The organism is Methylobacterium mesophilicum, from assembly GCF_036441335.1.
In the GTDB taxonomy this organism is placed as follows: Bacteria; Pseudomonadota; Alphaproteobacteria; order Rhizobiales; family Beijerinckiaceae; genus Methylobacterium; species Methylobacterium mesophilicum_B.
Genome location: NZ_MLBW01000009.1, coordinates 125,016 through 144,909, shown reverse-complemented (window position 1 = coordinate 144,909; position 19,894 = coordinate 125,016). Strand labels below are relative to the sequence as shown.

17 protein-coding genes and 2 pseudogenes are annotated in these 19,894 nt (G+C 72.2%); 13 read left to right on the top strand and 6 right to left on the bottom strand.

The window, feature by feature from the left end; all coding sequences use genetic code 11:
* Positions 1–67: 67 nt before the first annotated feature.
* From MMR14E_RS07425 to MMR14E_RS07410, 4 genes and pseudogenes are all read left to right on the top strand, one after another.
* Positions 68–2,143 (top strand): annotated as a pseudogene (locus MMR14E_RS07425) (hypothetical protein); the annotation flags it as partial.
* A 334-nt stretch (positions 2,144–2,477) separates the two neighbouring features.
* Positions 2,478–4,403 carry an extracellular solute-binding protein gene (locus MMR14E_RS07420; protein ID WP_331313506.1) on the top strand — a complete coding sequence of 642 codons (1,926 nt, stop codon included), beginning with the start codon at positions 2,478–2,480 and terminating at the stop codon, positions 4,401–4,403.
* A 204-nt stretch (positions 4,404–4,607) separates the two neighbouring features.
* Complete coding sequence (locus tag MMR14E_RS07415) at positions 4,608–6,293, top strand: extracellular solute-binding protein (protein WP_419539311.1); 1,686 nt, start codon at positions 4,608–4,610, stop codon at positions 6,291–6,293.
* Positions 6,294–6,297: 4 nt separating this feature from the next.
* Positions 6,298–7,404, top strand: a complete 1,107-nt coding sequence (locus MMR14E_RS07410; protein WP_331313505.1) for a microcin C ABC transporter permease YejB — start codon at positions 6,298–6,300, stop codon at positions 7,402–7,404.
* A gap of 12 nt (positions 7,405–7,416) precedes the next feature.
* Here MMR14E_RS07410 and MMR14E_RS07405 read toward each other — a convergent pair whose 3' ends face one another.
* The gene (locus MMR14E_RS07405; protein ID WP_331313581.1) at positions 7,417–7,908 is read right to left on the bottom strand and encodes an Rrf2 family transcriptional regulator; all 492 of its coding nucleotides are present in this window, start codon (positions 7,906–7,908) and stop codon (positions 7,417–7,419) included.
* A 192-nt stretch (positions 7,909–8,100) separates the two neighbouring features.
* Here MMR14E_RS07405 and hmpA point away from each other — a divergent pair, with 192 nt between their 5' ends.
* Complete coding sequence (hmpA, locus tag MMR14E_RS07400) at positions 8,101–9,342, top strand: NO-inducible flavohemoprotein (protein ID WP_331313504.1); 1,242 nt, start codon at positions 8,101–8,103, stop codon at positions 9,340–9,342.
* A gap of 468 nt (positions 9,343–9,810) precedes the next feature.
* Here the strand turns inward: hmpA and MMR14E_RS07395 are convergent.
* Positions 9,811–9,954 (bottom strand): annotated as a pseudogene (locus tag MMR14E_RS07395) (AraC family ligand binding domain-containing protein); the annotation flags it as partial.
* A 248-nt stretch (positions 9,955–10,202) separates the two neighbouring features.
* On the opposite strand from MMR14E_RS07395, the gene MMR14E_RS07390 reads away from it, so the two are divergent.
* Together MMR14E_RS07390 and MMR14E_RS07385 are read left to right on the top strand one after the other, a co-directional pair.
* Complete coding sequence (locus MMR14E_RS07390; RefSeq protein ID WP_331313503.1) at positions 10,203–11,399, top strand: MFS transporter; 1,197 nt, start codon at positions 10,203–10,205, stop codon at positions 11,397–11,399.
* Between the two features lie 64 nt (positions 11,400–11,463).
* Positions 11,464–11,967, top strand: coding sequence for an N-acetyltransferase (locus MMR14E_RS07385; protein ID WP_331313502.1), 504 nt, complete (start codon positions 11,464–11,466; stop codon positions 11,965–11,967).
* A 269-nt stretch (positions 11,968–12,236) separates the two neighbouring features.
* On the opposite strand, the gene MMR14E_RS07380 is transcribed toward MMR14E_RS07385, so the two are convergent.
* Both MMR14E_RS07380 and MMR14E_RS07375 read right to left on the bottom strand, forming a co-directional pair.
* Complete coding sequence (locus MMR14E_RS07380) at positions 12,237–13,397, bottom strand: multidrug effflux MFS transporter (protein WP_331313580.1); 1,161 nt, start codon at positions 13,395–13,397, stop codon at positions 12,237–12,239.
* 158 nt (positions 13,398–13,555) lie between these two features.
* Positions 13,556–14,527: a cytochrome c family protein gene (locus MMR14E_RS07375; protein WP_331313501.1), complete on the bottom strand. Its 972-nt coding sequence runs from the start codon at positions 14,525–14,527 to the stop codon at positions 13,556–13,558.
* 308 nt (positions 14,528–14,835) lie between these two features.
* Between MMR14E_RS07375 and MMR14E_RS07370 the strand changes: the two genes are divergently transcribed.
* Together MMR14E_RS07370 and MMR14E_RS07365 are read left to right on the top strand one after the other, a co-directional pair.
* Positions 14,836–15,579: a 3-deoxy-manno-octulosonate cytidylyltransferase gene (locus MMR14E_RS07370; protein ID WP_331313500.1), complete on the top strand. Its 744-nt coding sequence runs from the start codon at positions 14,836–14,838 to the stop codon at positions 15,577–15,579.
* 24 nt (positions 15,580–15,603) lie between these two features.
* On the top strand, positions 15,604–16,461 hold the full coding sequence (locus MMR14E_RS07365; protein WP_331313499.1) for a prephenate dehydratase: 858 nt from the start codon (positions 15,604–15,606) through the stop codon (positions 16,459–16,461).
* A gap of 4 nt (positions 16,462–16,465) precedes the next feature.
* Here MMR14E_RS07365 and MMR14E_RS07360 read toward each other — a convergent pair whose 3' ends face one another.
* A complete protein-coding gene (locus MMR14E_RS07360) occupies positions 16,466–17,191 on the bottom strand; it encodes a tyrosine-protein phosphatase (protein WP_331313498.1) in 726 nt (241 codons plus the stop codon).
* Between the two features lie 207 nt (positions 17,192–17,398).
* Here MMR14E_RS07360 and MMR14E_RS07355 point away from each other — a divergent pair, with 207 nt between their 5' ends.
* Together MMR14E_RS07355 and ppa are read left to right on the top strand one after the other, a co-directional pair.
* Positions 17,399–17,905 carry an N-acetyltransferase gene (locus tag MMR14E_RS07355; protein WP_331313497.1) on the top strand — a complete coding sequence of 169 codons (507 nt, stop codon included), beginning with the start codon at positions 17,399–17,401 and terminating at the stop codon, positions 17,903–17,905.
* 111 nt (positions 17,906–18,016) lie between these two features.
* Positions 18,017–18,550 carry an inorganic diphosphatase gene (gene ppa / locus MMR14E_RS07350; RefSeq protein WP_020092642.1) on the top strand — a complete coding sequence of 178 codons (534 nt, stop codon included), beginning with the start codon at positions 18,017–18,019 and terminating at the stop codon, positions 18,548–18,550.
* 39 nt (positions 18,551–18,589) lie between these two features.
* Here the strand turns inward: ppa and MMR14E_RS07345 are convergent, their stop codons facing one another.
* Positions 18,590–19,123, bottom strand: coding sequence for a gamma carbonic anhydrase family protein (locus MMR14E_RS07345; RefSeq protein ID WP_331313496.1), 534 nt, complete (start codon positions 19,121–19,123; stop codon positions 18,590–18,592).
* A gap of 157 nt (positions 19,124–19,280) precedes the next feature.
* Here MMR14E_RS07345 and MMR14E_RS07340 point away from each other — a divergent pair, with 157 nt between their 5' ends.
* Together MMR14E_RS07340 and MMR14E_RS07335 are read left to right on the top strand one after the other, a co-directional pair.
* Positions 19,281–19,559, top strand: coding sequence for a hypothetical protein (locus MMR14E_RS07340; protein ID WP_331313495.1), 279 nt, complete (start codon positions 19,281–19,283; stop codon positions 19,557–19,559).
* 107 nt (positions 19,560–19,666) lie between these two features.
* Positions 19,667–19,882: a hypothetical protein gene (locus MMR14E_RS07335; protein ID WP_331313494.1), complete on the top strand. Its 216-nt coding sequence runs from the start codon at positions 19,667–19,669 to the stop codon at positions 19,880–19,882.
* Positions 19,883–19,894: the final 12 nt, after the last annotated feature.

Here is a 19,894-nt window from a genome sequence, read left to right as displayed (position 1 = left end):
CTGACGCTCCATGCGCCCGGGAAAAGGACAGCGCTTCGACAAACCAGATGCTCGAGGCCGGACCGTCATGCTGAGCCTCAGCTTCACCCCCCTCCTGCCCTGGCCGGCCATCGCCGTCCTCGGCGGGATCGTCGCCGTCCTGGCGGTGTTCGCCGTGCTGGCCCGCGGCCGCACCGCCCTGCTCCGCGTCCTCGTCCTCGCCTTGGTGCTGGCAGCGCTGACCAACCCGGCGCTGGTGCGGGAGGACCGGGAGCCCGTGAAGGACGTGGCCGCCATCGTGGTCGACCGGTCCGGGTCCCAGCAGCTCGGCGACCGGCCGCAGATGACCGACGCGGTCCGCGCCGAGCTGCAGCGCCGGTTCGGCGCGCTCACCGATATCGAGCCCCGCTTCATCGACGTGCCGGATTCCAAGGACGGCGACGACGGCACCAAGCTGTTCACCGCCCTGAGCCAGGCGCTGGCCGACGTGCCGCCGGAGCGCCTCGCCGGGATCGTGATGCTCACCGACGGCGTGGTGCACGATATTCCCGCGTCCCTGGCCCAGCTCGGGATCAAGGCCCCGCTCCACGTCCTCGTCACCGGACACCCGGACGAGCGCGACCGGCAGATCAAGCTCCTGGAGGCGCCGCGCTTCGGCATCGTCGGCAAGGATCTGACGATCCGCGCCGAGGTCATGGAGCGCGGCGGGACCGGCCACGCTGTGGTCACGGTGCGCCGCGACGGCGAGGAGATCGGCCGGCGGGACGTCGCCACCGACAAGCCGTTCGCCCTCAACCTGCGCATCGAGCACGGCGGCCCGAACGTGGTGGAGATCGAGGTCGAGCCGCTGCCGGGCGAGCTCACCACGGTCAACAACCGGGCGGTCCTGCCGATCGAGGGCATCCGCGAGAAGCTCCGGGTGCTGCTCGTCTCCGGCGAGCCGCACCAGGGCGAGCGCACGTGGCGCAACCTCCTGAAGTCGGACGCCAACGTCGACCTCGTCCACTTCACGATCCTGCGCCCGCCGGAGAAGCAGGACGGCACGCCGATCTCGGAACTCTCCCTGATCGCCTTCCCGACGCGCGAGCTGTTCGTCCAGAAGATCAAGGACTTCGACCTGATCATCTTCGACCGCTACGCCAACCAGAGCGTGCTGCCGCAGGCCTATTTCGACAACATCGTCCGCTACGTCCGCGAGGGCGGCGCCCTGCTGATCGCCGCCGGCCCCGAATTCGCCGGACCGGCGAGCCTCGCCCGCACGCGGCTCGCCGGCATCCTGCCGGGCGACCCCGACGGCCGGGTCGTCGAGAAGCCCTACAAGGCGACGCCGACGCAAGTCGGCCAGCGCCACCCGGTGACCCGCGACCTGCCGGGCTCGGACGCGAACCCGCCCGCCTGGGGCGACTGGCTGCGCATCGTCGAGGCCCGGACCCGGGCCGGCATCCAGCCGATCCTGTCGGGGGCCGACAACCTGCCGCTGCTCGCGCTGTCGCGCGAGGACAAGGGCCGCGTCGCCCTGCTCCTGTCCGACCATGCCTGGCTCTGGGCACGGGGCTATCAGGAGGGCGGCCCCTATCTCGACCTGCTGCGCCGCCTCGGCCACTGGCTGATGAAGGAGCCGGCCCTGGAGGAGGAGGCCCTGCGCGCCCAGACCACCGGGCGCGGCCGCGAGGTGCGGGTCGAGCGCCAGACGATGGCGGACCAGGCCGAGCCGGTCACCGTCACGGGGCCCACCGGCAAGGTGACGACGCTGACGCTCAAGCCGAAGGAGCCCGGCCTGTTCACCGCGACCTTCGACGCGGAGACCCTGGGCCTGCACACCCTGCGGTCGGGCAACCTCGTGGCCTTCGTCAGCGTCGGGCCGGCCAACCCGCGCGAGCTCGCCGACGTGTTCAGCGACACCGAGCGCCTGAAGGCCGTGGCCGACGGATCGGGCGGCTCGGTCCGCCGGGTCGCCGAGACCGGCGGCCTCCAGGTGCCGCGCCTCGCGCTGGTGCGCGGCGGCCGCCTCGCCGGAAGCGACTGGATCGGCTTCCGGCCGAGCGACAGCGCCAATATCCGCGGCGTCGAGGTCTACCCGCTGGCGCTCGGCCTCGCGGCGCTGGCCGCGCTGGCGGCCGCCCTGCTCGCCATGTGGCTGGTCGAGGGCCGCCGGCGGCGCGCACAGGGTGATCGCCACCGCGGCGCCCAGCTCGAAGAACCGGAACCCGGCCGTGAACTGGCCGAGCTCGGCCGCACCCGCGAAGGCGGCCAGCATCATCAGGCTGATCCGGCCGTTGAGCGAGCCGAGGGCGTTCGAGACGCCTACCCCCGCCGCGGCACGGATCGTCGCGANGGGGGCGGGCGGCGTGACGCGGACCCCCGGCGGGCCGGGCGCGGCGCGCGCGGCCCTGTGCGGCGGCGCATGGTCGACGGGTGGCCGCCCGCGTCCTATGACCCCGGTACTCTCGAGATGCCCGCGCCGCGCGCAGGCCCGACGCAACGGAGACAGCCTGCCCGTGACAGCGCAGACCGTGACTGGACGCCTCCTCGCCGCGACGCTCCTCGTCGCCTGCCTCCAGCTCGCCCCGGCCCGTGCGCAGGAACCGGCCGCGATGCCGTCGACGCCGGCCACCACACCGGCCACCCTGCCGGCCGCAAACGGCCAGTGGACCCACGCGATCACGCTGATGGGCCAGCCGAAATACGGCCCCGACTTCAAGCATTTCGACTACGCCGACCCGGCCGCGCCCAAGGGCGGCATGGTCCGGTTCGGGGCCCAGGGCGGGTTCGACAACTTCAACATCGTCGTCGCCGGCCTGAAGGGCGACCTCGAGAACGGCATCCAGCAGATCTACGATCCGCTGATGACCGAGTCGTCGGACGAGCCGTTCACCTCCTACGGCCTGCTCGCCGAGGCGGTGCGGATCGCCCCCGATCTCGGCTCGGTCTCGTACCGGCTGCGCGAGAACGCCCGCTGGCACGACGGCAAGCCGATCACGCCCGAGGACGTGGTGTGGTCCTTCGACGTGCTGAAGGCCAACAGCCCGTTCTACGCCGCCTACTACCAGACGGTGGCCAAGGCCGAGGTGACCGGGCCGCACGAGGTGACCTTCACCTTCACGGAGAGCGGCAACCGCGAGCTGCCGCAGGTGATCGGGCAGCTGCGCGTCCTGCCCAAGCACTGGTGGACCGCCAAGGATTCCAACGGCAAGCCGCGCAGCGTCACCGAGACGACCCTGGAGCCGCCGCTGGGCTCGGGCCCCTACCGCCTCGCGAAGTTCGAGCCGGGCCGCACCACCACCTACACCCGCGTGCCCGATTACTGGGGCAAGGACCTGCCGGTGAATGCCGGGCGCTACAACTTCGACACCGAGCGCTACGAGTACTTCCGCGACGGCACAGTGCTGGTCGAGGCGCTGAAGGGCGATCTCTACGATTTCCGGGTCGAGAACATCGCCCGGAACTGGGCGACCGCCTACGAGGATTTCCCCGCCGTGAAGGAGGGCCGCCTGATCAAGGAGGCGTTCCCCGAGCGCGGCATGGGCATCATGCAGGCCTTCGCGTTCAACACGCGCCGGGACAAGTTCAGGGACCCGCGCGTCCGCCGGGCCTTCAACCTCGCGATGAACTACGAGGAGATGAACAAGGCGCTGTTCTACGGCCTGTACAAGCGCATCAACTCCTACTTCTTCGGCTCGGAGCTGGCCTCCTCGGGCCTGCCGGAGGGCGAGGAGAAGGCGATCCTCGAGAGCGTCAAGGACAAGGTCCCGGCCTCGGTCTTCACCACCCCCTACGCCAACCCGGTGAACGACGGCCCCGAGGCGGTGCGCAGGAACCTCCGCGAGGCCGTCGGCCTGCTGCGCGAGGCCGGCTACGAGCTGCGCGGCGGCAAGATGGTCAGCAAGGCCACCGGCGAGCCGCTGACCGTCGAGTTCCTGGAGTTCCAGAACACCTTCGAGCGGGTCATCCTGCCGTTCTCGGCGCAGCTGAAGCTGATCGGCATCGATGCCACCCTGCGGGTCATCGACCAGGCGCAGTACCAGAACCGCATCCGCAACTTCGACTTCGACGTCACCACGGCGTCGTGGGGCGAGTCGCTCTCGCCGGGCAACGAGCAGCGCGAGTTCTGGGGCTCGGCCGCGGCCGACAAGCCCGGCTCGCGCAACCTGATCGGGATCAAGGATCCCGGCATCGACGCCCTGATCGAGAAGGTGATCTTCGCCAAGGACCGGCACACCGTGATCGCGGCGACCCGGGCCCTGGACCGGGTGCTCCTCGCCCACGACTACGTCGTCCCGCAATGGTCCTCCGACCAGCAGCGGACGCTGCGCTGGAACCGGTTCGGCCACCCGGCGATCCTGCCGCTCTACGCCAGCTCGGGCTTCCCGACGACGTGGTGGTACGACGAGAGGCTCGCCGCCAAGACCGGGGCGCCCCGTTGACGGGCGGTCCCGGGATGCCGACCCGCCGCGGCCTGGTCCTCGGGGCCGGCGCGCTCGCGGCGCTGCCGCCGTGGCGCCCCGCCCGCGGCGCTGCCGCCGTGGCGCCCCGCCCGGGCGGCCGACGCGCAGGAGCGCCACGGCCTGTCCAGCTTCGGCGAGCTGAAATACGGCCCCGACTTCGCGCATTTCGACTACGTGAACCCGATGGCGCCCCGCGGCGGGCGCTTCTCGGCGCAGCTCGCCGCGACGACCGGCAACCAGTCGCTCAACACCTTCAACACGCTCAACGTCTACGTTCTGCGCGGCGACGGGGCCGCCGGCATGCCCCTGACCTTCGACAGCCTGATGGTCCGGGCCCTCGACGAGCCGGACGCCCTCTACGGGCTGGTGGCGCGCGCCGTCACGGTCAGCCTGGACGGCCTGACCTACACCTTCGCGTTGCGCCCGCAGGCGCGGTTCCACGACGGCTCGCCGCTGACCGCGCGGGACGCGGCCTTCAGCCTCAAGCTCCTGCGCGACAAGGGCCACCCCGAGATCGCCGAGGTGATCCGTCCCATGACCGACGCCCGGGCCGAGGGCGACGGGCGGCTCGTGGTGACCTTCGAGCCGGGCCGCGCCCGGGACCTGCCGCTGTTCGTCGCGCAGCTCCCGATCTTCTCCGCGGCCTACTACGCCGGCCGGGACTTCGAGGCCTCGACCCTGGAGGCGCCCCTCGGTTCCGGCCCCTACCGGGTCGGCACCGTCGATCCGGGCCGGTCCATCGGCCTCGAGCGCGTGCCGGATTACTGGGCCGCCGAGCTGCCGGTGAACGTCGGCCAGAACAACTTCGACGCGATTCGCTTCGAGTATTTCCGCGACCGCACCGTGGCCTTCGAGGCGTTCAAGAGCGGTGCCTTCACGTTCCGCGAGGAGTTCACCGCCCGGGTCTGGGCCACCGGCTACGACTTCCCGGCGATGAACGAGGGCCGCGTCGTCCGCGAGACCGTGCCCGACGCGCGGCCGAGCGGCACGCAGGGCTGGTGGATCAACACCCGCCGCGCGGCGTTCCGCGACCCGCGGGTGCGCGAGGCGATCGGCCTGTGCTTCGATTTCGAGTGGTCGAACCGCAACCTGATGTACGGCGCCTACCGGCGCACGGCCTCGTTCTTCGAGAATTCCGACCTCAAGGCCACGGGCAAGCCCTCGGCCGACGAGATCGCCCTGCTGGAGCCGTTCAAGGACCTGCCGCCCGAGGTGTTCGGCGAGGCCTGGGTGCCGCCGGTCTCCGACGGGTCCGGCCAGGACCGGGCGCTGCTGAAGCGGGCCGACGCGCTCCTGCGGGAGGCCGGCTGCACCCGCCAGGGCGGAAGCCTGCTGCTGCCCGGCGGCCAGCCCCTGACCCTCGAGTTCCTCGACGAGGATCCGGTCTTCCAGGCGGTCACGCAGCCCTTCATCCGCAACCTCGGACTGCTCGGCATCAGGGCAAGCCTGCGCACGGTCGACCCGTCCCAGTACCAGGCGCGGCTGAAGGATTTCGACTTCGACGTCACGCCCCGCCGCTACAGCAGCGGGCTCACCCCCGGCGCGGAGCTGCGCGAGACCTACGGCTCCCGCTCCGCCGGGACCGCGGGCTCGAACAACCTCTCGGGAATCGCGAGCCCGGCGATCGACGCGCTGCTCACCGCCGTCGCCGACGCGACGTCGCGGGCGGACCTGACCACCGCCTGCCGGGCGCTGGACCGGGTCCTGCGGGCCGGGCGCTACTGGGTGCCGATGTGGTACGCCTCGACCCACCGCCTCGCCCTCTGGGACGTGTACGGCCGCCCGACGACCCCGCCGAGATACGACCTCGGCGCCCCCGGGACGTGGTGGTTCGACGCCGACAAGGCCAAGCGGATCGGGCGGGACTGACGCCATGCTCGCCTACATCCTGCGCCGAATCGGCCTGATGATCCCGACGCTGTTCGGGATCATGCTGATCACCTTCACCATCGTGCAGTTCGCCCCGGGCGGCCCGGTGGAGCGGGTGCTGTCGCAGCTCCAGGGCCAGCGCGACGGGGCCATGTCCCGCGTCACCGGCGGCGCGGGCGACCTCGGGGGCGCCAGCCGGCCGTCGGGCGGCGGCGGCGACGCCAGCTCCCGCTACCGCGGCGCGCAGGGGTTGAGCCCGGAATTCATCGCCAAGCTCGAGAAGCAGTTCGGCTTCGACAGGCCGGCGCCCGAGCGCTTCGCCAAGATGCTCTGGGACTACGTCCGGTTCGATTTCGGCCGCAGCTACTTCCGCGACGTCACGGTCATCCAGCTGATCAAGGAGCGGCTGCCGGTCTCGATCTCGCTGGGCCTGTGGATGACGCTGCTGTCCTACGCGATCTCGATCCCGCTGGGCATCCGCAAGGCCGTGGCGGACGGCACGCGCTTCGACCGGGCGACCTCCTTCGTGGTGATCATCGGCTACGCGATCCCGGGCTTCATGTTCGGGCTGATGCTCATCATCCTGTTCGCCGGCGGCTCGTTCTACCAGTGGTTCCCGCTGCGCGGCCTGACCAGCGAGGGTTGGGAGAGCTTCTCGCCCTGGCACAAGGTGACCGACTACGCGTGGCACATGGTGCTGCCGCTGACCGCCCTGGTGATCGGCGCCTTCGCCACCTCGACCCTGCTGACCAAGAACTCGTTCCTCGACGAGATCCGCAAGCAGTACGTGCTGACCGCGCGGATGAAGGGGCTGTCCGAGCGGCGCGTGCTCTACGGGCACGTGTTCCGCAACGCCATGCTGATCGTGATCGCGGGCTTTCCGGGCGCCTTCATCTCGGCCTTCTTCACCGGCTCGCTGCTCATCGAGACGATCTTCTCCCTCGACGGCCTGGGCGAGCTGTCGTTCCGGGCGATCGTCGGGCGCGACTATCCGGTGGTGTTCGCCACGCTCTACATCTTCTCGCTGCTCGGGCTCGCGGTGAACCTGCTGTCCGACCTGATCTACGTCTGGATCGACCCGCGGATCGATTTCTCGGCGCGGGCGACCTGACCGCGCGGGCCGTCAGGCTTCCGGGAGGCTGGGGATGCCGGCCGGCGTCGGCAGCTCGCCGCGCGGCGGGCCGGCCAGGCCCAGCAGCGCCGCGATCGCGTCGCCGTCCGGCGCGCCGAGGAGGTCTGCCAGCGTGTAACGGTCGAGGACCGCGAGGAACGCCGCCAGGGCCTCCCCCAGCACCCGCCGGAGCCGGCACGGGGCCGTGATGGCGCAGGCCCCGCCGCCGAAGCACTCGACCAGCGCCAGGTCGTCCTCGGTCTGGCGCACCACCGCACCGACGACGATCTCCTCCGGCGGCTTCGCCAGCCGAAGGCCGCCGCCCCGGCCGCGGATCGTCCGGATCAGGCCGAGCCGTCCCAGCTGATGGACCACCTTGGTCAGGTGGTTCTCCGAGATGCCGTAGGCGCGCGCGATCGCCGCGATCGAACTCTGCTCGGGCTCGTGGAGCCCGACGTAGATCAGCGTGCGCAGCGCGTAATCCGTGTAGCGGGTCAGGCGCATCTCGACTCCAGAAGACGATCTCTGCCGTGGGGCGATGCGGCGCCCGCCGCGATCCGCTTCCGTACGCCCTGTGGAGGACCGGCACCACCGCCGACGCGGGGCCGGACGGCTCGCCGATAAGATATATTTTAATTGCACCTTATCGAGAGGCGCGATAAAAGATGCATGTCGTATGCACCTTAGAGCTGTGCCATGCCCGCGCCCCTCTCCCCCGCCACCGTCGCTCTCATCAAGGCCACCGTGCCGGCCCTGGAGGCCCACGGCCTCACCATCACGAAGCGCATGTACGAGCGCCTGTTCGAGAACGCCGAGATCCGCGACCTCTTCAACCAGTCCCATCACGGCGAGACCGGCTCTCAGCCGAAGGCCCTGGCCCAGGCCGTGCTCGCCTACGCCCGCAACATCGACAATCTCGGCGTCCTGGCGGGCGCGGTGGAGCGCATCGCGCAGAAGCACGTCGCCCTGAACATCCTGCCGGAGCACTACCCGCACGTGGCCGACGCGCTCCTCGGCGCGATCCGGGACGTCCTCGGTGAGGCCGCCACGCCGGAGGTCGCCACCGCCTGGGGGGAGGCCTACTGGTTCCTGGCGGAACTGCTGATCGGCCGGGAGGCCGCGATCTACCGCGACCATGCCTCCGAGCCGGGCGGCTGGAACGGCTGGCGCGACTTCGTCGTCGACAGCGTGACCCGGGAGAGCGAGACGATCCGCTCCTTCGTCCTGCTGCCCGCCGATGGCGGCCCGGTGCTGCGGCATCGGCCGGGCCAGTATCTCGGCTTCCTCCTGGACCTGCCGGGCCGCGGCGTGCTGAAGCGGAACTACTCGGTGTCCTGCGCGCCGAACGACCGGGCCTACCGCATCACCGTCAAGCGCGAGGCGACGCCGGGCCGCCCGGCCGGGATCGCCTCGAACTGGCTGCACGACCACGCGCGGCCCGGCACCGTGCTGAAGGTCGCCGCACCGGCGGGCGATTTCAGCCTCGACGCCGAGAGCGACGCGCCCGTGGTGCTGGTCAGCGGCGGCGTCGGGCTGACCCCGATGATCAGCATGCTCGAGACCATCGCGGCGGACAGCCCGGACCGGCCGACCTGGTACGTGCACGGCGCCCTGTTCGGCCGCGTGCACGCCCTGCGCGACCACGCCCGGGCGCTCGCGGCGCGGGCCCGCAACGCGACGCTCGTGACCTTCTACGCGGAGCCCGAAGCCGCGGACCGGCCGGGTGAGCACTACGACGTCCAGGGCCTGATCACGGCGGACTGGCTCGCGGAGCACACGCCGCACGACCGCGCGACCTACTACCTGTGCGGTCCCAAGCCGTTCCTGCGGGATCTCGCCACCGGCCTGCTGCGCCTCGGCGTCCCGGCCGATCGGGTGAAGTTCGAGTTCTTCGGCCCCGCCGACGAGCTGTTCGAGGAGCCCCGGCAGGCGGCCTAAGCGGCGCTCACGGCGACCCGCCGCCGAGGGGACGCTCGGCGCCGAGCACCCGCGCCACGGTCGTCCGCAGCGCCTGCGCGCTGCGGTAGCCCANCGCCCTTCGGCGGTGAGAGCCAGCGCCCGGATGACGCGGGCCCTCGCCCGCCAGTCGCCGAAGCTGAGGCCCGTCTCCGCGCGGAACCCGCGCGTGAGTGTCCGCCGGCTGGCGCCCGCCCGGTCGGCCCAGGCGTCGAGATCGGCCTCGGAGGCCGGATCCTCGATCAGCGCGAGGCAGACCCGGCGCAGGCGTGCGTCGCGCGGGAGTGGCAGGGCGAGCGGCGTGGCGGGGGCCCGGCCGATCTCGTCGAGCACCAGGGCGGCGAGATGGCCGCCGCGGCCATCCTCTGCGTAGAGCACAGGCTCCTCGGCCAGCGCCGTGAGCGCGGAGGCGAGGAGCCGCGACACCGCGATCACCCGGCAACTCGCCGGGAAGGACCGGACCGCGGCGGGATCGAGATAGGCGGAGCACATCGCGACCGCCCCGTGTGTCGCGACCGCGTGCGGCAGAAGCGGGGGGATCCAGAGGGCGTGCCCCTCGGGGACCACCCAGGTGCCGTCCTCCGCGAACGCCATCATCAGGCCGGACGTGGCGTAGAGCAGCTGCGCGCGGGGATGGAAGTGCCGGGCGAGATGCATCCCGGCCGCGTAGGTCTTGGGCATCACCGCGACCGGGCGGGGCACGTCCTGGTAGTCGGCCGCCTCGGTCGACCGCCCCGCGGCGCCGTGCGCCTCCGTCAACATTGGCCCGTTCGCGTACATATCCGGCCCAACACAGCCATCGGGTCAGGCTATCAGGGGGTCGTCCCGGAGGAAACGCCGCGATGGATTCGGATACGCTGTCCCGCCGCACCCTGCGCTTCGTCAACGTCGCGCACGCCCTCGACCATTTCGTGCTGCTGATCTACCCGACCGCGGTCATCGCCATCGCGGCCCAGACCGGGCTCGGCTACGGCGAGCTGATCGGGCTCGCCACCGGCGCCTTCGTGGCCTTCGGCCTGTGCTCGCTGCCGATGGGCTCGCTCGCCGACCGGTTCGGGCGGCGCAACATGCTGGCGGTGTTCTTCTTCGGCTACGGCCTGTCCTGCCTGGGCGTGGCGACCGCCTCGACACCGCTCGCCTTCGCCCTCTGGCTCTGCGTCCTCGGGCTCGCCTCGGCGATCTACCACCCGGTCGGCTCGGCCATGCTGGTGACCCATGCCCGCCGGCTCGGGCACGATCTCGGCATCAACGGCGTCTGGGGCAATCTCGGCGCGGCCTCGGCCTCCGGCCTGACCGCGCTGCTCGCCGCCACGATCGGCTGGCGCGCGGCCTTCGTCGTCCCCGGCCTCGTCTGCCTCGCCTGCGGGGCCGCCTTCGTGGCCCTGGTCCCGGGCGACGGCGACGCCGCGGGCCGGAAGGCCGGCGGCGCCGCGGTGATCCCGGTGACCCGGCCCTGGGCGCTCATGGCGATGTTCGCCCTGTCGATCTTCGCGGGGGGCCTGACCTTCAACCTGACGACGATCAGCCTGCCCAAGGTGATCGACGAGGGGGTCGGGCAGGCGCTGCCGCTGGCCCTGACCGGCTCCATCGCCACCGGGGTCTTCCTGTTCGGCGCCCTGATGCAACTCGCCATGGGCCGCCTGATCGACCGCTACAGCCTGCCGTCCCTGTTCGTGGCGCTCTCGGTGCTGCAGCCTCTGGGCCTCGGGCTCGCGGCCGTCTCCACCGGCCTGCCGCTTCTCGCCGGGCTCGTCCTCGCCATGACGGCGATCTACGGGCAGGTGGTGATCAACGACGCGATGATCGCCCGCTACGTGCCGCCCGCCTACCGGGCCCGCGCCTACAGCGTGCGCTACTTCGTGGGCTTCACGGCGAGCGGCTTCGTGGTGCCGGCGATCGCCCTGCTGCACGATCGCGGCGGTTTCGCGCTGGTCCTCGGCGTCGCCTCCGCCTGCGGCGCGGTGATCTGGCTCGCGGCCCTCGGCTTCCTGAGGCTGACGCAGGGCGGCGCGCGGCCCGCGCTGGCCGCCGCCGAGTAGCGCGACGGTTTGCGGGTCTGGCCCGGCGCTGCTACGCGGCGCCCGTCCGACCCGCGAGTACCCCGTGACCGATCTGTCCCTCGTCATCCGGCCGGAGCGGCCGGAGGATGCCCCCGCCATCGAGCGCCTCCATGCCCGGGCCTTCGGCCCCGGCCGCTTCGCCCGCACCGCCTACCGGCTCCGGGAGGGCGCGGCCGAGCGGATCGATCTCGGCATCACCGCCTCGGTCGGCAGCTTCCTCGTCGGCTCGGTCCGGATGGGTCCGGTGCGCACCGGGGCGACGCCCTTCGTGATGCTCGGCCCCCTGGCGGTCGATCCGAGCTTCGAGGGCCGCGGCATCGGCAGCACCCTGACCCGCGCGGCGATCGAGGGGGCCCGGCGGGCGGGCGAGGGTCTGGTGATCCTCGTCGGCGACGCGCCCTACTACGCCCGCTTCGGCTTCGCGCCGGTTCCGCCCGGGCGCCTGACCCTGCCGGGGCCGGTCGACCCGGCGCGCCTGCTGTGGCTGGAACTGGCCGAGGAGTTCCGTGCGGGCGTGTCGGGCCTGATCGAGGCGGTCAGGACCTGAAGCGGGGTCCCGAAGGGCGTGCCTCGGCTCACTGACGGTGATTTCGATCCGCACCGGGCTGGTCTTCCGCATGCGCGTGGATGGCTCAGCTCAACCCGCACGCAGCCGCCGTCATTGCGAGCGAAGCGAAGCAATCCCGTAGCGCCACACTTGCGGAGGGCGCGCTGACCCCGGGTCGCTTCGCTGTCGCTCGCGATGACGGAGGGGCCGACGGGTCCGCCGAGCGGCGAACACCTCCAGGGCCGGTGCCCAACCGTTCGGACCCCCGTTCAGGCCCGCCGGAGCGCCAGCGCGGCGATCAGCCCGGCGGCGAGCAGCGCCAGCGCCACCGGCGTCGCGGAGGTCGCGGGCCACGCCGAGGCCGCGGCGGTGAACAGTGCCCCGAACGTCATCTGGGTGAAGCCGTAGAGGCTGGAGGCCGACCCGGCCGCGTGCGGGTCGACGTTCATCAGCCCCGCCACCGCGTTGGGGCTGAGCAGGCCGACGCCCACCGCGTAGGCGAAGAGCGGCACGATCAGGCTGACCACGCCGAGCATGCCGGTGCGGTCCACGATCAGCAGGGAAAGCGCCGCCACGATGCAGAGCAGGTTGCCGCTCCGCGCCGCCTTGCGGATCGGCACCCGGGCGGCGAGCCGGCTCGCCAGGACGGCGCCGCCGACCATGCCGAAGACGACGATCAGGCAGTCGAAGCCCACCTCCTGCGACGAGCGCCCGAGCCGGTCCACGAGGAGGAACGGCGCCACGGCCAGGAAGGCGTAGAGGCTGGTGCCGCCGCAGGCCCCCGCCACCAGGTAGGCGCGGAACACCGGCACCCGCACCAGGCGCAGGTAGCCGGCCAGCACCGCGACGAGGCCCGGCAGCGCCACCTTGTGGCGGTTGGTCTCGGGCAGGGTGAACACCACGAGCGCGCCCAGCACCGCGACGAGGCCGGCCAGCACCACGAACACCGCGCGCCAGCCGAAGGCCTCGTTCACCACGCCGCCGATCGCCGGGGCCAGCGCGGGCGTGAGCGTCATCGCGGTGGTGAGGATCGCGAGCTTCCGGGCGGCGTCCTCCCGGGTCGAGACGTCGCGGACCATCGCGCGGCCGATCACCAGCGAGCCGCAGGCGCCGAGCGACTGCAGGACACGGGCGACGAGAAGGACGCCGATATTCGGCGCGGGGATCGCGAGCAGCAGCCCGGCGAGGTAGAGGCCGAGCCCGCCGATCAGGATCGGGCGCCGCCCGTACCGGTCCGAGAGCGGACCGTAGAGGAGCTGACCGCCCGCGAGCCCGATCAGGTAGACGGTGATCGTCAGCTGGGCGCCGGCGGCGTTGGTGCCGAGGTCGACGGCCGCCGCCGCCAGTGCCGGCACGAAGATGTGCAGCGCTACCGTACCGGTCATGGTCACGGCGACGAGGAGCGGCAGGGGGGCCCGGCGCTCCGGCACGGCGGGACTTCGATCAGCCAAGGGGTCCTACGCGGTTCTCGTTCCGGCAGGATGCCGGGGCGCGGCCGCCTTAGAGCAAGGGCCACGCCCGGAGCCATGCCGGCGGAACGCGCCAGACACGCGAGGGGCGGGACCGTCCCCCCACCCGGCGGGGCCGCCTACTCCTTCGGCAGCGGCTGCGGGGTCGGCAGCGGCGCGTTCAGATCCTTGGTCGGGCCGCCGACCTCCAGGTCCTTCGCCCGCTCGACCGCCTCGGGATTGGCCTTCGCGGCCGGCTCCTTGGCGGCCGGCGCCGTCGGCGCGGTCGGCTCGGCGGGGATCAGGCTCGAGGGCTGGCCCTGCTGGTCGCCGTCGTGGGCGCTGGCCGGCGGGGCCGGCGCGTTGCGGTCGCTCGACTCGCCGGTCGTGCGCGGGCTGCCGGGCGACTTCGCGTCGACCGGCTTGGCGGTGCCGGTATCGGCGGGCTTGGCCGGGCTGTCCTTGCCCTCGGACGCCTTGCCGGCGGCGGGCTTGTCGGCGGACGGCTTGTCGGCGGCGGGCTTGTCCTCGGGCTTGGCAGCGGCGGGCGCGGCCGCAGGGGCGGCGTCGCTCTTCTCGACGGCCGGCAGCGGCTTCGGCGCTTCGGCGAGCGTCCGCAGGTAGGCGATGACGTTGGCCCGCTCCTGCGGCGCGGCGATGCCGGCGAAGGCCATCTTGGTGCCCTTCACGTAGGCCTTCGGGCTGGTCAGGAACTCGTCGAGGTCGGCGTAGGTCCAGGAGCCGCCCTTCTCCTTCATGGCCGCCGAGTAGTCGAAGCCCGCATGCGCGCCCTTCGGCCGCTCGACGATGCCGTACAGGTCGGGGCCGACCTTGTTCGGGCCGCCCTTCTCGAAGCTGTGGCAGGCGTGGCAGGCCTTGGTGCCGGCCTCACCCTTCTCGACATTGGCGCTGGCGAGGCGGACGGCGATCGGCTCGACCTTGGCCTCGGGCGCCGCGGCGGCGGCCTCGGGCTGCGGCTCGGGCAGGTCGTAGCCGGCTTTGCCCGCCGGCTTCGGGTGGTAGATCAATTCGGCGACGAAACCCGATCCGGCCGCGAACAGAAGGGCGCCGAGGACCGCACCCAGGACCTTGTTCACCTCGAACGAGTTCATGCTCTTCTCGCAACTCGGCCGTGCCGATCGCGCGCCCGACACGGGCGAGCGGGCTCGGACACCGGACATTGGAAGATTTCGAGGTTGCCTTAGCGGTTCAGGGCGGTTCCTGACAATGCCGCAGGGGCGCTCCGCGTCGCTCCAGCGCAGGATTGTTCCACCGAATTGCCCAGCTTGTCACCGGGTGGCACCTTTTCTCCACCGCGGCCCGGCCCGTTTCCGGGGGACGACAACCGGGGGCCGGCCTGTTAAGCAGCCGGCCGCCTCCCGCCGCGGCCCCCGATCCGCGCATCCGGATCCGAATCTCGATGTCCGATCCCCTGGTCCTGATCCCGGCGCGCCTCGCCGCGACCCGCCTGCCGAACAAGCCGCTGGCCGACATCGCCGGCGAGGCCATGATCGTCCATGTCTGGCGACGGGCCGTGGAGGCGGGCATCGGCCCCGTGGTGGTCGCCACCGACACGGCGGAGATCGCCCGCACGGTCGAGGCCGCGGGCGGCCTCGCGGTGATGACCCGGGCCGACCACCCGTCGGGTTCCGACCGGCTCGCCGAGGCGCTCGAGATCGTCGATCCGGAGGGCCGCCACGACGTGGTCGTCAACGTGCAGGGCGACCTGCCGACCATCGATCCGGCGATCATCGGCGCCTCCATCGTGCCGCTCGCCGACCGCACCGTCGACATCGTCACCCTCTGCGCGCCGATCACCGATCCGCACGAGGCCGACAACCCCAACGTGGTCAAGCTCGTCGGCCACGCGGTCGCCCCCGGGCGGCTGCGCGCCCTCTACTTCACCCGCGCCCGCGCGCCCTGGGGCGACGGGCCCCTCTGGCACCATATCGGCCTCTACGCCTACCGGCGCACGGCGCTCCGCCGATTCGTCGCCCTGCCGCCCGGCGAGCTGGAGGTGCGGGAGAAGCTGGAGCAGCTGCGGGCCCTCGAGGCCGGCATGCGCATCGATGCCGCCATCGTCGACGACCTGCCGCTCGGCGTCGACACCCCCGCCGACCTGGAGCGGGCCCGCGCCCTGCTGCGGGGCCGGCGCCTGAACTGACCCGACGAGCGAATCCGCGCCGCCATGACCGACCGCACCATCGCCTACCAGGGTGAGCCCGGGGCCAACTCGCACATCATCTGCGCGGAGGCCTATCCGGACTGGACGCCCCTCCCCTGCCCGACCTTCGAGGACGCCTTCGCGGCGGTCACGGAGGGGCGCGCCCAGCGGGCGATGATCCCGATCGAGAACTCGATCGCGGGCCGCGTCGCCGACATCCACCACCTGATCCCGATCTCGCCGCTGCACATCGTGGCCGAGCACTTCCTGCCGATCCACTTCCAGCTGATGGTCCTGCCCGGCACGAAGCTCGAGGCGCTGAGGAGCGTCCACAGCCACGTCCACGCGCTGGGCCAGTGCCGCCGGATCATCCGCCGGCTGGGCCTGAAGGCCGTGGTCGCCGGCGACACCGCCGGGGCGGCCCGGGAGATCGCCGAGATCGGCGACCCGAGCCGGGCGGCCCTGGCGCCCGCGCTCGCCGCCGAGGTCTACGGCCTCGACATCCTGGAGCGCGACGTCGAGGACGAGGCGCACAACACCACCCGGTTCGTGGTGTTCTCCCCCGAGCCCGAGCCGGTCGGCGAGGGCACCGGGCCCTGCGTGACGAGCTTCGTGTTCCGCGTCCGCAACATCCCGGCCGCCCTCTACAAGGCGCTCGGCGGCTTCGCGACCAACGGCGTCAACATGTCGAAGCTCGAGAGCTACATGGTCGACGGCGAGTTCACCGCCACGCAGTTCTACGCCGAGGTCGACGGCCACCCGGAGGATCCGGGCCTCAGGCGCGCGCTGGACGAGCTCGGCTTCTTCTCGCGCGAGCTGCGGGTGATCGGCACCTACCCGGCCCACCCGTTCCGCGAGGCGGCGCGGCCCGCGGCGGAGTGAGGCCTCACTCCCGCCGCAGCACCCGGTCCGCCGCCAGATCCGACCAGAAGCCCGGCCGGAAATCCCGCTTGAGCGCCTCCGGGTCGTAGATCGTCTCGACCCAGGTGAGGAAGTCGATCCCCTTCGCCTCGCCTTCGATCCGGTACCGGGCGAAGAACGCGTCGAGGATGCCGGTCTTGGCGAAGCGGAGATGGCCGTAGCGGGCGGAGAGCTGCCGGGCGGCCTCGGCCACCGGGCGGCCCTCGTGCAGGATCAGGTACAGGGCCGAGGCGAGGCCGGCCCGGTCGGCGCCGGACTTGCAGTGCATCACGGCCGGGTACTCGATGCCGGCGAAGAACGCCTTGGCGCCGAGGATGGTGGCGCGGTCCGGCGCCTCCCGCGAGCGGAGCACGAACTCGACGAGCGTGAGCCCGTGGCGCTCGCAGGCCTCGCGCTGCAGCGGCCAGGACCCGTGCTCGCGCCCGCCGCGCAGGGAGATGATCGTCCGCACCCCCTCGGCCCGGAAGCGGGCGAGCTGGTGGGGGCCGGGCTGGGCCGAGCGCCAGAGGGCGCCGGAGCCGACCCGGTGCCGGTTAAGATAGGCGAGGCGGAACACGCCGTGGTCCATCAGCAGCATGTTGGCCCAGGCCATCAGCCGGTCGCCGGGCCCGGCGATCGGCCGCTCGAACCGGGCGATCCGGGCCATGCGGCGCGCGTAGCGCGTCTCGGGCTTGAGGAAGCGGTTGAACACGGGGTGCTGCCGGAAGGGACCAGCCCGGGCTCTACCAGCCACCCGCCGACCCGGCAATTCGCCGGCCGCCCGACGACCGGCGGGCGGGCGACGCGCCCGACGACGCGATCCGGCGCCATTCTTGCCTTCACTCTGCCTGGATCGGCATCGAACCTGCGCGGGCCGCGCGGGTTATCCGCCGGTCGGACGATGGGAGGCCCGAGGCCCATGAGCACGCGCACCACGAGCATCCGCCGGGCCCGCGAGGCCGATCTCGGCGGCTTGTCCAAGGTGTTCGATGCGTCGTGGCGCGAGGCCTATCGCGGCATCATCCCGGGCGTCGCCCTGGAGCGGCTGATCTCCACCCGGGACCGGGCGTGGTGGCGGGGCGCCCTGCGCCGCGGGCGCCCGATCGCGGTGGTCGAGACGGGCGATCTCGTCGTCGGCTACGCGGCCTACGGACGGACGCGCAGCCGGACGCTCGGCACCGAGGCCGAGATCGACGAACTTTACCTGCTCCCGGAATACCAGGGTGTCGGCCTGGGCCGCCGCCTGTTCCGGGCGGTGCGCAACGACCTCGCGGATCACGGCCTCACGCGGCTCGGCGTCTGGAGCCTCGAGGACAACGCCCGCGCCAGCGCCTTCTACGAGGGGCTCGGCGGCGTCGCCGGCCCGCGGGTGCTGGACCGCGTAGCGGGCCTCCCGCTCCCGAAGGTCGGGTTTCTCTTCGGCTAACGTTTTCCAGCGCTCGTTGCCGGGCCGTACCATCGACTGATTTGCTTTGCCAGGCCGCGCCTCTAAGAGATCCGGGAAGCGGACGAGACCGCGTTCCGGAAGCGACAGGCCATGAAGATCGACGCCATCCCGCTCGGCAAGAAGCCGCCGCACGACGTCAACGTGATCGTCGAGGTGCCGCTCGGCGGCGAGCCGATCAAGTACGAGATGGACAAGGAATCCGGCGCGCTGGTCGTCGACCGGTTCCTGTACACGCCGATGTTCTACCCGGGCAATTACGGCTTCATCCCCCACACCCTGTCGGGCGACGGCGATCCCTGCGACGTGCTGGTGGCCAACACGCGCGCGGTGCTGCCGGGCGCGATCATCAGCGCGCGCCCCGTGGGCGTCATGGTGATGCAGGACGAGGGCGGCGAGGACGAGAAGATCATCGCCGTGCCCTCGCGCCACCTGACCAAGCGCTACGACCGGGTCGAGAACTACACCGACCTGCCCGACATCACGATCCAGCAGATCCAGCACTTCTTCGAGCACTACAAGGATCTGGAGCCCGGCAAGTGGGTCAAGTTCGTCCGCTGGGGCGACAAGGAGGAGGCCCACCGCCTGATCGAGGAAGCGATCGAGCGCGGCAAGGCCAAGAAGTGAGTGACCCGGCCGCTCCCGCCCGGGAGCGGCCCGGGCGCGTCAGCCGTCGATGCGGCGCAGCCCGGCCCGGTAGCGCCGGGCATTCTCCACGTAGCGCAGGGCGGCCTGCCGCAGACCCTCGATCGCGGCCTCGTCGAGGGTGCGCACGGCCTTCGCCGGCGCCCCGACGATCAGGCTGTTGTCCGGGAACTCCTTGCCCTCGGTGACCAGCGCGTTGGCGCCGACGAGGCAGCCGCGGCCGATCCGGGCCCCGTTCAGAACCGTCGCCCCCATCCCGACGAGGCTACCGTCCCCGATGGTGCAGCCGTGCACGATCGCGCCGTGCCCGATCGTGACGTCGGTCCCGATGACGAGGGGGAAGCCGGGATCGACGTGCATGATCACGCCCTCCTGGACGTTGGTGCGGTCGCCGATGCGGATCGGCTCGTTGTCGCCGCGCAGGGCCGCGCCGAACCAGATCCCGACATCGAGGCCGAGCTGCACGCGGCCGACCACCTGCGCGTCGGGCGCGATCCAGACCCGGTCGGGGTCGGCGAGGTGGGGGACGTGTTCGTCGAGGGCGTAGAGCGGCATGGCGGCCTTTCGGAGGGAGCGGTCGTCCCGGCCGCGCGGCGCGGCCGGGATCGCGGCGGACGACGCGCGTCGCCTGTCGCGGGAATGGTACGACGTCTCCAGGCTGCCAATGCTAGGCTGGCTCCGCAAGCGGTACCGACCCGGATCGGAGACAGAGATGGCACGGCTCCCGGCCCTGATCGGCCTGACGGCGCTCCTCATGACCCAGGCGGCCGGGGCCGCGGACCTGCGGGGGCCCGCGCCCCTCGGCCGGTTCCGGGCGACCTGCGAGGATCTCGGGACCTTCTGCTTCGCCGATGCCTGCGGCGGCGATCAGATCGCGGCGGCCGAGCGGTGCCGGGCGCGCTGCCCGAGCGCGTCGATCGTCGAGGTCGTCCCGGCCGCCTGCCCGCTCTACGAGGGTCGACCGGTGACGATTCTCCGCCGCCGGGGCTGAGATTCGGCCGCGGGTGAGGAACGGGAGAAATATCGGACCTCCGCGGCAACGAAACGCGGAGCGCGGCATTGACAGTCCGATCAGGTGAACAACGGGGACGCGGACAGATGCTCGCGAACGCGCGCGATGCCCGCCGGCGCACGAAGCTGACCAGCGATCTGCGTCCACCCGAGGTGGGCCCGAATGCCGATCCCGTCCTGTACGGCGTGGCCGCGGGCCTGGCGGCCCTGTTCCCGCCCGTCGCGTTGCGATCGGAGGCTGTGCCCGAACCGAGCCGCGTCGCGGAGCTTCGTCGGGGACCGGATACGACCGGCTGCCGATGACGCTCGGCCAGC

What these genes read in the sequence shown, in the direction of transcription:
- MMR14E_RS07415 (WP_419539311.1), top strand. Translation starts at nt 4,608, where the DNA reads ATGGCGCCCCGCGGCGGGCGCTTCTCGGCGCAGCTCGCCGCGACGACC.
- MMR14E_RS07410 (WP_331313505.1), top strand. Translation starts at nt 6,298, where the DNA reads ATGCTCGCCTACATCCTGCGCCGAATCGGCCTGATGATCCCGACGCTG.
- MMR14E_RS07405 (WP_331313581.1), bottom strand. Translation starts at nt 7,908, where the DNA reads ATGCGCCTGACCCGCTACACGGATTACGCGCTGCGCACGCTGATCTAC.
- hmpA (WP_331313504.1), top strand. Translation starts at nt 8,101, where the DNA reads ATGCCCGCGCCCCTCTCCCCCGCCACCGTCGCTCTCATCAAGGCCACC.
- MMR14E_RS07390 (WP_331313503.1), top strand. Translation starts at nt 10,203, where the DNA reads ATGGATTCGGATACGCTGTCCCGCCGCACCCTGCGCTTCGTCAACGTC.
- MMR14E_RS07375 (WP_331313501.1), bottom strand. Translation starts at nt 14,527, where the DNA reads ATGAACTCGTTCGAGGTGAACAAGGTCCTGGGTGCGGTCCTCGGCGCC.
- MMR14E_RS07370 (WP_331313500.1), top strand. Translation starts at nt 14,836, where the DNA reads ATGTCCGATCCCCTGGTCCTGATCCCGGCGCGCCTCGCCGCGACCCGC.
- MMR14E_RS07365 (WP_331313499.1), top strand. Translation starts at nt 15,604, where the DNA reads ATGACCGACCGCACCATCGCCTACCAGGGTGAGCCCGGGGCCAACTCG.
- MMR14E_RS07355 (WP_331313497.1), top strand. Translation starts at nt 17,399, where the DNA reads ATGAGCACGCGCACCACGAGCATCCGCCGGGCCCGCGAGGCCGATCTC.
- ppa (WP_020092642.1), top strand. Translation starts at nt 18,017, where the DNA reads ATGAAGATCGACGCCATCCCGCTCGGCAAGAAGCCGCCGCACGACGTC.
- MMR14E_RS07345 (WP_331313496.1), bottom strand. Translation starts at nt 19,123, where the DNA reads ATGCCGCTCTACGCCCTCGACGAACACGTCCCCCACCTCGCCGACCCC.
- MMR14E_RS07340 (WP_331313495.1), top strand. Translation starts at nt 19,281, where the DNA reads ATGGCACGGCTCCCGGCCCTGATCGGCCTGACGGCGCTCCTCATGACC.
- MMR14E_RS07335 (WP_331313494.1), top strand. Translation starts at nt 19,667, where the DNA reads ATGCTCGCGAACGCGCGCGATGCCCGCCGGCGCACGAAGCTGACCAGC.